The following is a 12502-nucleotide window of genomic DNA, read 5'->3' on the forward strand; positions in this document are numbered from 1 at the left end:
GGGAATGTCACGAATGACCTGGTACTTCAGTACCTCGCGACGCACAGCCCAGATGCTACCGACGTAAGTCGGTAGTGGTTCACTTTCTTCAAATATGCCCCGCCGGAGGCATAATTCTCTTTCCGGTGCGTCAGCACCGGCTCGGCCCAACGGGAGGCGACATATCTTTGATATGGCGGCGACGGGCGGGAGCGCGCTTTGTTCACGGGAGTGTCGCTTGCACCTTGCACGGCACTTGCGCATCTTGTGACCACCTGTCCCGGAGCCCCAATGCCTGATCGCCCCTCTCGCACCCATATCTTCCTGATCGACGGCACGTTCAGCCGTCTGGACGAAGGGCGGGAGACCAATGTTGGCCTCACCTATCGGCTGTTGGAGGAAGTCGGGCCCGTGATGGAGCAGACCGTGGGGTATCATCCCGGTGTACAGGGGCGGGGTTTGCGCAAATGGATTGATGCGGCAGCGGGGATTGGCATCAATGACGCGATGATCGCGGCCTATGCCACGCTTGCCTCGCGCTACAGGCCGGGGGACCGTATCGTGCTCATGGGGTTCAGCCGGGGGGCTTATGCCGTGCGTTCGGTCGGTGGCTGGATCGGGCGGCTCGGTCTGCTAAAGGCGCAACATGCGACGGAGCGCCGCGTCCGGCGCGCCTTTCGGCATTATGAGGGCGTCAGGCTCAGTGCTGCGGGCCGCGCCTTTGCCGATAAGTTCTGTCATCAGGATGTCTGCATCGAGATGATCGGCGTTTGGGATACTGTCGCAGCACTTGGGCTGCCGTACCCCGTGATCAACCGTCTCGCGCCCATGGCCACGGAGTTTCACGACCACATGATCGGGCGCAATGTGCGGCATGCGTTTCAGGCACTCGCGATTGATGAGACACGAGTGGCCTATGAGCCGGTATGTTGGGATCCGTCCGCCGATTGGCCGGGGGTGATGGAACAGGTCTGGTTTCCCGGGGCCCATGCCGATGTCGGCGGCCATGATACGCGCGGTGCCCGCGGCCTGAGCAACATCCCCCTTGTCTGGATGCTAGAGCGTCTATCGGCCTGCGGTGTGACCCTGCCCGACGATTGGCGCAGCCGGTTTCCCGAGGATGCCACGGCCCCGGCTGTTGGCAACATAAGGGGGCATGGCTGGGTGTTTTTCTTTCGCACGCCGCGCCTCGTGCGCCAGACCGCGCGGGAGCATATCCACGACGCCGTGTTCACCCGCATGCGGTTTCTGCGGCGCTACCGCCCCAAGGCGGAGGTCAGCGGCGAAGGGCGCGGGTCGCATTTGCGGCCAGAGCGCCCCGCCCCGTAAGGTATCCTTCTGGCAATTGGGTCAACGCCTCCGGCGGGAGGTATTTATGGAAAAAAGAAACGGGGCGGGGCCACCCTAGAACATGAACGCCCAGACAAGGCCCGGCAGGACCTGCGTGGCAAGGCCGAGTGTGATCAGTATCTTGGCCAACACCCCTGAAAAGCGCCGCCACAGGAGCGCGAGCAAGGCAACACAGATCGCGATCTCCGCAAGGGCTGCGATGCCACCATAGTGATCGGGATCCCAATAACTGACTGGGGAGATAAACACCCAGTCACTCACCGGCCAGAAATGCATCCGCGCGTCATCATTGTGCAGCGTGAAGTCAAACAGCAGATGCAACAGGCCCGATCCCGCAAAGGCGATCAGCGGCAGGTGCCGCACGGTGAGCGCCACGCCCAACAAAAAGCTCCAGACGACGAAGGAATTGTCGACAGCAAAGACCGCCTGCATCGGTGGCCAGAAATAGACCTCGCCAAAGAAAAACGCCGGTGTCAGGCCAAGGACGCCAACGCCCCACAGAAAGGCGAAATAGAGGGAAAAGTCAGGCAGTAAGCCGCCCAGCAACGCCGCGCCGTTGACCGCGCGCGCGCCATCCCCCGGCTCCTTTTCCGCCCGCGCGAAGGCGGCCGCCGCAAAAATGAGGTGCGCGGGCGTGTTCACGTCCTAGAAATCCACGCCGCGGCGGGCTTTGATCCCGGCCTGAAAGGGGTGTTTGATCTCCCCCATCTCAGAGACCAGATCGGCAGCATCCATCACCATTTGCGGCGCATCCCGGCCCGTGAGGATCACGGAGGTGCGCGGATGGCGCGCCAGACAGCCCTCAGTCACCGCTTCGGGGGTGAGGTATTCATAGCGCAGCGCGATGTTGATCTCATCGAGCACGATCAGGTCATACTCCCCGCTCTCCATCATCGCGCAGCCTTTGGCAAAGGCCGCTTCGGCGGCGGCAATGTCACGCTCGCGGTCCTGCGTGTCCCAGGTGAAGCCCTCTCCCATCGTGTGCCACGTCACCTCATCGGGGAAGCGGTTGAAGAATTGCCGCTCACCCGTGATCCATTTGCCCTTGATGAACTGAACCACGCCGACCCGCTGTTTCCAGCCAAGCGCGCGGGCGATCACGCCGAACGCGCTGGAGGATTTGCCCTTACCATTGCCAGTATGGACGAGCATCAGCCCCCGTTCGGCATCGGTTTTTTCGGCCATCTTGGCGCGGTGCTCTGCCTGCACCTGTTTCATCTTCTCGTTGTGTTCGGTGCTCATGCGCGCGTCCTCTTGTGTCTGCCTGCCAGATCGGGCCAGTGTCGCGGCTGACCATGACGGGAGGCGCGCCAATGGGCAAGGCGATCATGTTGCAGGGGACCGGCTCGAATGTGGGCAAGTCGCTTTTGGTGGCGGGGTTGTGCCGTGCGGCGGCGCGGCGCGGGCTGGTGGTGCGCCCGTTCAAGCCGCAAAACATGTCCAACAATGCCGCTGTGACACCAGAGGGCGGCGAAATAGGCCGGGCGCAAGCCACGCAGGCGCTGGCCTGCGGCGTCCCCCCGCATACCGATATGAACCCGGTTCTGCTGAAGCCTGAAACGGAGACAGGCGCGCAGGTCATCGTGCAGGGCCAGCGCCTGACGCGGGCGGAGGCTGCCGATTATGCAGGCTTGAAGCCGCGCCTGATGGGGGCCGTGCTGGAAAGTTTCGCGCAGCTCAAATCCACCTCGGATCTGGTGATCGTGGAGGGCGCGGGCAGCCCGGCGGAGACGAACCTGCGCCCGCGCGATATCGCCAATATGGGCTTTGCCACGGCAGCAGACGTGCCAGTGGTGCTGGCCGGGGATATCGACCGGGGCGGGGTGATCGCGCAGCTTGTGGGCACCCATGCGGTGCTGGATGACAGGGATCGCGCGATGATCGTGGCCACTGTGATCAACCGATTTCGGGGGGATGTGCGGCTGTTTGACGATGGGGTGCGCGATATCGTGGCGCGCACCGGCTGGCCCTGCCTTGGCGTGGTGCCATGGTTCGCGGATGCGTGGAAACTGCCCGCCGAGGACGCGGTGGAGGTCACCGGGGCCGGCACTGGCCCCTGCAAGATTGCCGTGCCCGTTCTGAGCCGGATCGCCAATTTCGACGATCTTGATCCCTTGAAACTCGAACCGGGAGTGGAGGTGGTGATGATCCCGCCCGGTCAGCCCCTGCCGGGGGATGCCGATCTGGTGATCCTTGCTGGGACGAAATCGACGATTGGGGAGTTAGGGTTCGTGCGCGCGCAAGGCTGGCATATTGATCTGGCCGCCCATATCCGGCGCGGCGGGCATGTGCTGGGGATTTGCGGGGGGTATCAGATGCTCGGGCAGCGCGTGGCTGATCCGGGGGGTGTCGATGGTGCCATCGCGCAAGTTGCGGGATTGGGCGCGCTCGATGTTGAGACGGTCATGGCACCGCAAAAACGGCTGGGCCTGACGGCGGCGCGCGATGTGCTGACCGGGACCGATGTGACGGGCTATGAAATCCATATGGGGGAGACAGATGGCCCGGATCGCGCGCGGCCCTTCCTGTCACTCGACGGGCGGGGCGAGGGCGCGGTGTCGGCCACGGGCCGTGTGATGGGCACCTATCTGCACGGGGTCTTTGGGTCGGATGCGTTTCGCGCGGCGTTCCTTGCGCGCATTGGTGCGACGGGCGGGGCGTCCTATGGGCCAGTGATTGACCAGACGCTTATTGAACTGGCTGAGCATTTGGAGGCGCATCTGGATGTGGAGGGGCTGCTCGCGCTTGCCCGTTGATTCGGGCCTTGGTAGTATTCCGGCCATGACGCAATGCCTTCTCACCCGCCATTCGCGCAATCGCCGCCTGCGCCCGAGTTTTTATCGGGTGGAGATCGCGCATAACCTGTTTGGCGAATATTCCGTGATCCGCGAATGGGGGCGGATCGGGGGGCGCAGTCTAGAAAAAGTCGATCTGTTCGAAGGGCTGGTGGAGGCGAGCCGCTGGGCCGACCGCGTGCGCCGCAAAAGACTGCGCGCAGGGTACGCCCGGATCGAATAGGCGCTCCCGCACGTCACCCTCTCATTGACATGAGAGGTCTCCCTTTGGGCCGGACGCCGCGCGTGCCGCGCGGCGATGCCTCCGGCGGGAGGTATTTTCGGAAAAAAGAAATTGATCAGGGTTTGCTGCACCCTAGGTCACGACCACCAGGGCGAAGGCGGCAATCAAGAAGAGCGCCCAAGCGCGCCATAAGATATCACATGCCTTGGAGATGTCGTTTGTCTCGGCCATGCGGCCGTCCGGGTTGAGCCAAGGATCCGCACTGGGCCCATCGGCATAAAGGCGCGGGCCAGACAGGGCGATGCCAAGTGCGCTTGCCATCGCCGCCTCCGGCCAGCCTGCATTGGGGGAGCGATGTTTGCCCGCGTCGCGCCACATGATCCGCCAACTGCGCGCCTGGCCCGAGGCAGCAGCGATCATGAGCCCCGTCAGCCGCGCCGGGATCAGGTTAAGCACATCATCAAGCCGCGCGGCTGCCCAGCCAAACGCGCCAAACCGCTCCCCCCGGTGGCCGATCATGCTGTCAGCCGTGTTCACCAGCTTGTAGATCAGGATGCCCGGCAGACCGGCCACCGCAAACCAGAACGCAGGGGCGATCACCCCGTCGGAGAGGTTTTCGGCCCCGCTTTCAATCGCGGCGCGCGCGATTCCCGGCTCGTCCAGCACGCTGGTATCGCGCCCCACGATCATGGACACGGCGACGCGTCCGTCCTCCACCGACCGGGCCAATCCATCCGCCACCGCGCGCACATGGGCGACCAGTGCGTTTTGGGCGATCAGGATCGCCGCGATCAGCGTTGACCAGATCGCCCCGCCCGGCAGTGCCGCGATCAGAAGGCCAAGCACCGCCATCGCACCCACAAGCACACCGATCAGCACAGCCCCTTTTGCCCGGCGCCGATGGCCGCTGTTAAGCCGCCGCTCCCCCCCGCCAATCAGGCGCCCCATCAGGACCGCAGGATGCGGCAATCGGGACCAGAGCCATTTCGGCTCCCCAAACATCGCATCAAGAAGGAGCGCCGCGATCAGGGACATGCTGCGAGTGCCGTCTCAAGCTGTTGCCACCGTGCATCCCCGTCCGGCAGCCCCAGTCGGAGCCAGCCGGGGGCATAGCTGAACACACGGGACCAGACGTGATGCCGGGCAAGCTGCGCCTGCCAGGCCGCGGCCTCCTCCACCTCATAGAGCCGAAAGAGCGTCGTCCCCCCGACCAGCCGCGCGCCCCGCGACAGAACAAGCCCATCAAGCCGCTCCGCATCGCGGGCAAGGCGCAGCCGCGTTTGCGCGGCCCAGTCGGTATCGCGGAGCGCAAGGCTGCCAAGCTCCGCCGCCATGCCGCTCACCGGCCATGGCCCCAGCCGGTCCGCGAGCGCGGGCGCGCCCGTGTCGGACAGGACCGCAAAACCGAGCCGCACCCCCGCAAGCCCATAAAACTTGCCAAAGCTGCGCAGCACGATCATGCCCGGCTCTGATGCGAGGGGCATGAGGCTCGACGGGACCACATCCGCAAAACTCTCATCAATGATGGTCAAATGCCGCCCGCGCGGTGGATCGGCCCAAAGATGCCCATCGGGATTGTTGGGATGGACAATGACGGTCACGTCGGCCTGATCGGGGGCATCCACCTGTCGCCAGCCATGGGCGGCGAAAGCGGCGGCGTGTTCGTTATAGGTCGGGCCGGGGATGTAAACGGTGCCGGGCGGCAACAGGCTCGGGATCACACCGATCAGCGCTGAGACGCCCCCTGCGGGCAGCACGGTTGCCCCTTTGGGCGCATGATAGGTGGCGGCTGCGGCGGCGCACAGATCGCGCATCGCCTGAGCGGGGGGAAGCACTGTCCACGCCGCAGGAGAGAGCGGGCCGACCGGATAGGGGCGCGGATTGATCCCGGTGGAAAGATCAAGCCAGTCCGACGCCGCGCCGCCATATTTCAGCCGGGCTTGCGCGTAATCCCCGCCATGTTCGCGGGGCGTGGTGGCTGGGGATGTGGGCAGTGACGGCATGGATTTTCACCCGATGGAAAAAGACATAAATATCTGAAAAGCATAAATTTTTCCGAATTTATGCAGCTCTTACTGCCCCTGTTTGCGACGAATTTGCGCCATTTCCAAGCGCGTTGTTAATCTTTCTTAAATACTTTTGGTGTGTCCTGCCGGGTAAGGAACAGGATGAGATGATGACGGTACTCCTCGTAACGGGGGATTCTATGCCCCACTTGGCATGGAAATCTGCCCTTAACATGGCTGGAATTGAGTGCACCGTCGTCACGGATGGGCATGATGCCAGCCGGTTTTGCCTGACCCATGCATTGGATGCCGTGGTGATCGACCTTGATCTGCCGGGCGGCGGGGTGCTGGCGCTCATTGACCTGATCGTGTTGCGCAATCCCGATATCCCGATCATCCCCATCAACAATGGGGAGGTGTTTTCGGATGGCTGTCTGTTTGAGGTGATTGCCAATGCGCGGTTCATGATAACGCCGGACACGTCCGGTACGGATCTTGCGCATTGTTTGCTGCATTGCATGGCGCGCCCCACCGCCGGGCAGGACGCACCGCGCCTGAATTACGCCTGATCGCGGCCGTGCGGGGCGGTCCAGTCCAGCACGGGATTGATCGGGATGATCCGGTGCGGGTTAATCGACTCGTGGCTTTTGTGATAGTGCCGCACGAAATGATCGAACACGACCGTGTCCGCCACGCCGGGCCATTGGTACAATTCCCGCGTATAGGCCCAAAGGTTGGGATAATCGACGATCCGCTTGCGATTGCATTTGAAATGCAGGTGATACACCAGATCGAACCGGAACAGGGTCGGGACAAGCCGCCAATCGGCCTCCGTCACGCGATCCCCGGTGAGGTAACGGCGGGTCGATAACCGCTTCTCCAGCCAGTCGAGCGTGTCGAACACATCCGCAACGGCCTCGTCATAGGCGGCTTGCGTCGTGGCAAAGCCGGAGCGGTACACACCATTGTTGAGCCCCGGATAGATGCGGTCATTGACCGCTTCAATCTCGTCACGCAACTCCTCGGGCCAGAAATCCTGCGTGTCGCCCGTGATCCCGTCAAAGGCGGAGTTGAACATGCGAATAATCTCGGAGCTTTCGTTGCTCACGATGGTGTGGCGTTTCTTGTCCCACAGGATCGGCACGGTCACGCGGCCCGACATATCGGGCATCGCCTCAAGGTAGATGTCCCGCGCGAAGGCCTTGCCCATCAACGTGTCGCCGGTCGCCCCCGGAAAGCTGTCATCGAACGTCCAGCCATCATCGAACATGTCGGGATGCACGACAGAGATGCTGATATGCTCCTCCAGCCCCTTGAGGGCGCGAAAAATCAGCGTGCGATGCGCCCACGGGCAGGCATAGGACACATAAAGGTGGTAACGCCCACTTTCCGCCGCAAAGCCACCCTCACCCGACGGGCCGGGGCTGCCATCCGCCGTGATCCAGTTGCGAAACGCCGCCGCGCTGCGCTCAAACTTTCCTCCGGATTTTTTGGTGTCTATCCATCCGGTATGCCATTTCCCGTCGATCAACTGACCCATCGTTTCCGCCTCCTGAACTGCTCAGGCTCATGTAGACCTGTGATGGATCACGGCCAACCGCGCAAAAACACCCAATTTGTTCGCGAAGTGGAAACGATTTGATAAGGCCCCCGTGCGAAATTGATGGAAATGTCACACAGGCGGCATAGGTTTGGTCAAAACAGCGGGGAAACATTATGGATTCGCATCTTCCGGATGAGGTGCTTTTGGGCATGGCGCGCGCGGCGCGGCGTGGCGGCTCGGGTCAGCGGCTTTCAGTGCATATGGGCGATGTGGTGGTGCGGATCATCAGCCTTGATGAACACGGGTTCACGGTGCCGGAGGGCAGCCCTAACCTGCGCGGCGCGGTCAGCCTCTATGACGGGCCACGGCACATGGCCGATTGCCTCGTGATGCGGATCAAGGGGGAGGGCGATCTGCCCCATTACGAATATAAACGCCGGACAGAGGCGACCGCCGACGCCCCCACCGATTATGTGCGCAGCGCCGATGCGCCTGCCGGGCTGCTCACCCAGTCCTAATCCAGCACGACGCGGCGATAGAGGTGCCAGCTTGCATGGCCCAACAGCGGTAAGGCCACGATCAGCCCGGCAAAGGCCGGCAGGGACGCGGCCGCAAGGATCACGCCAATGAGCGCGCCCCATGTCAGCATCACAACCGGGCTTTTCAAGACAGCCTGAAAGGACGTGACGATTGCGGTGATGAAATCCGCGTCCCGGTCCAAGAGAAACGGAAACGCCAGCACCGAAATCGCGAACGCGACAAAGGCGAAAAACGCGCCGAACCCGTGCCCAACCAGCAGAAAACTCCAGCCCGTTGTGGTGAACAGCTTGGTCGTCATGACCTCCCAGAACGGCGCAGGGTTAAAGCCGAAATGGGCGTAATAGATCACCAATCCCACGCGGCTCCAGACCGCGAGCCAGAACATCAGGATAAACCCGTGATAGATGATCTGCCGCCGCGCGGTGCCTGACACCATCGCCGGGATATCCGCCCAGCCAAAGCCCTCTCCCCGCTCCATCCGGCGGGAGATTTCGTAAAGGATCGTGGCGACAAAAGGTCCGATCAGCGCGAATCCCGCGACCAGCGGAAAGGTCAGCCCGCGATATTCCCGCAAATCAATCACCCACATCAGCAGCCAACCGCCCAGCATGTAGAGCGCGCCGATGCTCATCCCGATCGCCGGCGCGCGGCGGAAATCGGCCCAGCCATCGCGCAGCGCGCCGCGCAGATCGCCAAAGCGCGCCGCGCGCAATTCTGGCACCCCATCCGCCGGGCGCCATGGCCCTGAATGATCCGAATGTGTCTGCTCCATCCCCGATCCTTTCACCGATGTTTGCCGTGCAAATCACTCTAGCGGGTTTGGCCTGCAACGCTAGGGTTTTGCGCAGAGGTTTCGTTGCGTCGAAAGGTATTCCGGCATGCGGTCCAAAAGGCGCATTTTCTTGCGGAATATTGAAAGCTCCTCCGAAAGAATCGGAAGATTTTTCAGGAAGAATCGCGCAATCTTCCCGAAATATCCCGTCCAAGGAATGGAGCGTCGAAAATGATTTCTGCCCCCTATCTGCTGTTTTTGGGTGATGCACCCGATGGTCTTGCCGCGAAGGTCGCGCAAGGTATCCGTGACTGGAACCCGGACGTGGCGCTGGGGCAGTTCCGCATGGAGGGATGCAAGGCGGATATGCGCCTGCCCGATATGACGCTGGATGAGGCCATCGCCGCCGGGTGCAAAACGCTGGTGATTGGCGTCGCGAACCGGGGCGGCATGATCTCCCCTGCGTGGATTGCGGTGTTGAAAGAGGCGCTGGCCAAGGGGCTCGATATCGCGTCGGGCCTGCACAACCTGTTGCGGGACGAGCCGGAACTGGTCGCAGCGGCAAAGGAGCATGGCCGCACGTTGCATGACGTGCGCATCCCATCGGTGAAATACCCCATCGCCTCCGGTGTGCGCCGGACGGGCAAGCGTTGCCTTGCCGTTGGCACCGATTGTTCGGTGGGCAAGATGTATACGTCCCTCGCCATGGAGCGTGAGATGGTGAAGCGTGGGATGAAAGCGACCTTCCGCGCCACCGGGCAGACCGGCATCCTGATCACCGGAAACGGCGTGCCGCTTGATGCGGTGATTGCGGATTTCATGGCCGGATCGGTCGAATGGCTGACGCCCGACAATGACGCGGATCACTGGGATCTGATCGAAGGGCAGGGCAGCCTGTTTCATGCCAGCTATTCCGGCGTGACCATGGCGCTTGTGCATGGCGGACAGCCCGATGCGCTGATCCTGTCCCATGAGCCGACCCGCAGCCATATGCGCGGCCTGCCCGATTATAAACTGCCCCGGTTGGAAGACTTGCGCGATGTGGCGCTGACGCTGGCGCGTGTCGTCAATCCGGCCTGTGAGGTCGTCGGCATTTCCATCAACACGGCAAACCTGCATGAGGAAGCCGCGCTGGAATACCTTGAAGCAACGGAAAAGCGAATGGGCCTGCCCACGGTCGATCCGTTCCGGCAGGGCGCGGGTCGTTTGGTGGACGCGCTGGACGCGCTATGAGCCTGACCGCAACGGCAGAGGCGTTCCGCCTGGCGGAGGTGTTCACCATCTCCCGCGGCAGCCGGACGGAGGCAAAGGTGCTGACCGTCACGCTCACCCGTGACGGGATCACCGGGCGCGGCGAATGCGTGCCCTATGCCCGCTACGGCGAAAGCATGGACAGCGTAGCGGATCAGGTCACAAGCGTCGCAGACGCGGTGATGGGCGGCGCGTCCCGGCACGACCTTTTGACCCTGTTGCCCGCCGGGGCCGCGCGCAATGCCGTTGACGCCGCGATGTGGGATTGGGAGGCGAAGGACGCCGCAAAGCCGGTATGGGAGCTTGCGGGCCTGCCCGCCCCCGCGCCCGTCACGTCGGCCTTTACCCTGTCGCTTGGGACGCCCGAAAGCATGGAGGCCGCCGCGACCCGCGCTGCCGCCCGCCCGCTTTTGAAGATCAAACTCGGCGGCGGGCCCGAGGATATCGCCCGGATCGAGGCCGTGCGCCGGGGCGCGCCAAACGCGGAGATTATCGTGGATGCGAATGAGGGGTGGAGCGTTGAGGAATACACCGCCCTTGCCCCCATCTTCCTCAACCTTGGGGTCACGATGGTCGAGCAACCCTTTCCGGCGGGGGATGACGCGGCATTGGCCGGGCTGGACCGCCCCTTGCCCGTTTGCGCCGATGAAAGCTGCCATGACCGCGCGAGCCTTCCGGGCCTTAAGGGCAAATACGATATGGTCAATATCAAGCTCGACAAAACCGGTGGTCTGACGGAGGCACTCGCGCTGCGCGATGCCGCGCGGGCCGAAGGGTTCACCGTCATGGTCGGCTGCATGGTTGGCACGAGCCTTGCCATGGCGCCGGCGGTGCTGGTCGCGCAAGGCGCGGAACTCGTCGATCTGGATGGCCCGCTTCTGCTGGCGGAGGATCGCACGCCACCACTGGAATTCAATGGATCCGTGCTGACACCGCCCGTGCCAGCACTTTGGGGATAAGAGGGAGAAGGCGATGAGCCGCATTGTCTATGTGAATGGTGAGTATGTGCCGGAGGAAGAGGCGAAAATCTCCGTCTTTGACCGAGGGTTTCTGTTTGCCGATGGCGTCTATGAAGTCACCAGCGTGCTTGAGGGCCGGTTGGTCGATTTCGCGGGCCATATCACGCGCCTGCGCCGCTCCCTGTCTGAGCTTGAGATGGCCTCCCCCTGCACCGATGAGGCGCTTGAGGCGATCCATCGCGAATTGATCGCGCGCAACAACCTGACCGAAGGGGTGATCTACCTTCAGGTCACGCGCGGGGCGGCGGATCGCGATTTCGCCTATCCGGCTGAGGGCACACAGCCAAGCCTTGTGCTGTTTACGCAAGACAAGACCCTGATCGACACCAAAGCCGCGCGGGACGGGATCAAGGTTGCCTCCGTGCCGGATATCCGCTGGGGACGGCGGGACATCAAGACGGTGCAGCTTCTGGCCCCGTCCATGTGCAAGATGGCGGCAAAGGCGCAGGGCGCGGATGACGCGTGGATGGTCGAAGACGGCTTCGTGACTGAAGGCACGTCGAACAACGCCTATATCGTGACCGGCGACGGCACGCTGGTGACGCGCAACCTGTCAAACGCGATCCTGCACGGGATCACGCGGGCGGCCGTGCTGCGCATGGCGCGTGAGGCCCAGATCAAGGTCGAAGAACGCCCCTTCACGATTGACGAGGCGAAAGCGGCGCGGGAGGCGTTCGTGACCGCCGCGTCCAGCTTCGTCAATCCGGTGGTGGAGATTGATGGCGTGTCCTTGGGCGACGGAACGCCCGGCCCCATCGCGCGCCGTTTGCGCGAAATCTATATCGAGGAAAGCCTTAAGACCGCGACCTGATGCGGGGGCGCTCCCGCACGTCGCCTGCGGCTCCCTTTGGGCCGGGCCGCCGCGCGTGCCGCGCGGCGGTACGCTCCGCGCGGGAGGTTTCTGCGGAAAAACGCAGCCAATCGGCGCATGTCGGCACAATGGAATGCTTGATCTGAGCAGGAATGAACGGCAGGGTTGCAGAACGCAACGTAGGGGCGACCAACTGCAGATTTGGGGACAGGC

The 12502-nt window shown here is 63.0% G+C and carries 14 protein-coding genes; 8 read left to right on the forward strand and 6 right to left on the reverse strand.

Translation table 11 applies throughout. From position 1 onward, the window contains the following. The first annotated feature begins 270 nt into the window (after positions 1–270). A complete protein-coding gene (locus FHS89_RS04905) occupies positions 271–1308 on the forward strand; it encodes a DUF2235 domain-containing protein (protein WP_184009151.1) in 1038 nt (345 codons plus the stop codon). A gap of 75 nt (positions 1309–1383) precedes the next feature. Here FHS89_RS04905 and FHS89_RS04910 read toward each other — a convergent pair whose 3' ends face one another. Both FHS89_RS04910 and cobO read right to left on the reverse strand, forming a co-directional pair. Beyond that, the gene (locus FHS89_RS04910) at positions 1384–1971 is read right to left on the reverse strand and encodes a cobalamin biosynthesis protein CobQ (RefSeq protein WP_184009153.1); all 588 of its coding nucleotides are present in this window, start codon (positions 1969–1971) and stop codon (positions 1384–1386) included. Positions 1972–1974: 3 nt separating this feature from the next. Further along, complete coding sequence (gene cobO / locus FHS89_RS04915; protein WP_184009155.1) at positions 1975–2571, reverse strand: cob(I)yrinic acid a,c-diamide adenosyltransferase; 597 nt, start codon at positions 2569–2571, stop codon at positions 1975–1977. Between the two features lie 71 nt (positions 2572–2642). On the opposite strand from cobO, the gene FHS89_RS04920 reads away from it, so the two are divergent. Next, positions 2643–4085 carry a cobyric acid synthase gene (locus FHS89_RS04920; RefSeq protein ID WP_184009157.1) on the forward strand — a complete coding sequence of 481 codons (1443 nt, stop codon included), beginning with the start codon at positions 2643–2645 and terminating at the stop codon, positions 4083–4085. A gap of 25 nt (positions 4086–4110) precedes the next feature. After that, the gene (locus tag FHS89_RS04925) at positions 4111–4347 is read left to right on the forward strand and encodes a WGR domain-containing protein (protein ID WP_184009159.1); all 237 of its coding nucleotides are present in this window, start codon (positions 4111–4113) and stop codon (positions 4345–4347) included. A 132-nt stretch (positions 4348–4479) separates the two neighbouring features. Here FHS89_RS04925 and cbiB read toward each other — a convergent pair whose 3' ends face one another. Then, positions 4480–5382, reverse strand: coding sequence for an adenosylcobinamide-phosphate synthase CbiB (gene cbiB, locus FHS89_RS04930; RefSeq protein WP_184009161.1), 903 nt, complete (start codon positions 5380–5382; stop codon positions 4480–4482). After that, positions 5373–6350: a threonine-phosphate decarboxylase gene (locus FHS89_RS04935; protein WP_184009163.1), complete on the reverse strand. Its 978-nt coding sequence runs from the start codon at positions 6348–6350 to the stop codon at positions 5373–5375. The genes cbiB and FHS89_RS04935 overlap by 10 nt, the downstream gene beginning before the upstream one ends. Before the next feature lie 236 nt (positions 6351–6586). On the opposite strand from FHS89_RS04935, the gene FHS89_RS04940 reads away from it, so the two are divergent. Then, positions 6587–6922 carry a response regulator gene (locus FHS89_RS04940; protein ID WP_184009165.1) on the forward strand — a complete coding sequence of 112 codons (336 nt, stop codon included), beginning with the start codon at positions 6587–6589 and terminating at the stop codon, positions 6920–6922. Here the strand turns inward: FHS89_RS04940 and FHS89_RS04945 are convergent. Further along, positions 6913–7893, reverse strand: a complete 981-nt coding sequence (locus tag FHS89_RS04945; RefSeq protein ID WP_184009167.1) for a glutathione S-transferase family protein — start codon at positions 7891–7893, stop codon at positions 6913–6915. The two genes, FHS89_RS04940 and FHS89_RS04945, sit on opposite strands and share 10 nt — an antisense overlap. Positions 7894–8069: 176 nt before the next feature. Here FHS89_RS04945 and FHS89_RS04950 point away from each other — a divergent pair, with 176 nt between their 5' ends. Next, positions 8070–8414: a hypothetical protein gene (locus tag FHS89_RS04950; protein WP_184009169.1), complete on the forward strand. Its 345-nt coding sequence runs from the start codon at positions 8070–8072 to the stop codon at positions 8412–8414. Here FHS89_RS04950 and FHS89_RS04955 read toward each other — a convergent pair. Further along, on the reverse strand, positions 8411–9208 hold the full coding sequence (locus tag FHS89_RS04955) for a DUF2189 domain-containing protein (protein ID WP_184009171.1): 798 nt from the start codon (positions 9206–9208) through the stop codon (positions 8411–8413). The two genes, FHS89_RS04950 and FHS89_RS04955, sit on opposite strands and share 4 nt — an antisense overlap. A gap of 231 nt (positions 9209–9439) precedes the next feature. Between FHS89_RS04955 and dgcN the strand changes: the two genes are divergently transcribed. From dgcN to FHS89_RS04970, 3 genes are read left to right on the forward strand one after another with little or no spacing between them, the layout of a single operon-like run. After that, entirely contained in the window at positions 9440–10441 is a 1002-nt protein-coding gene (gene dgcN / locus FHS89_RS04960; protein WP_184009173.1) for an N-acetyltransferase DgcN, read from the forward strand. Beyond that, positions 10438–11418, forward strand: a complete 981-nt coding sequence (gene dgcA / locus FHS89_RS04965) for an N-acetyl-D-Glu racemase DgcA (RefSeq protein ID WP_184009175.1) — start codon at positions 10438–10440, stop codon at positions 11416–11418. Before dgcN ends, dgcA begins: the two co-directional genes overlap by 4 nt. A gap of 13 nt (positions 11419–11431) precedes the next feature. After that, positions 11432–12289 (forward strand): D-amino-acid transaminase, encoded by an 858-nt coding sequence (locus tag FHS89_RS04970; protein WP_184009177.1) that lies wholly within the window; start codon positions 11432–11434, stop codon positions 12287–12289. Positions 12290–12502: the final 213 nt, after the last annotated feature.

This window comes from Rubricella aquisinus (genome assembly GCF_014199445.1).
GTDB classification, from domain to species: Bacteria; Pseudomonadota; Alphaproteobacteria; order Rhodobacterales; family Rhodobacteraceae; genus Rubricella; species Rubricella aquisinus.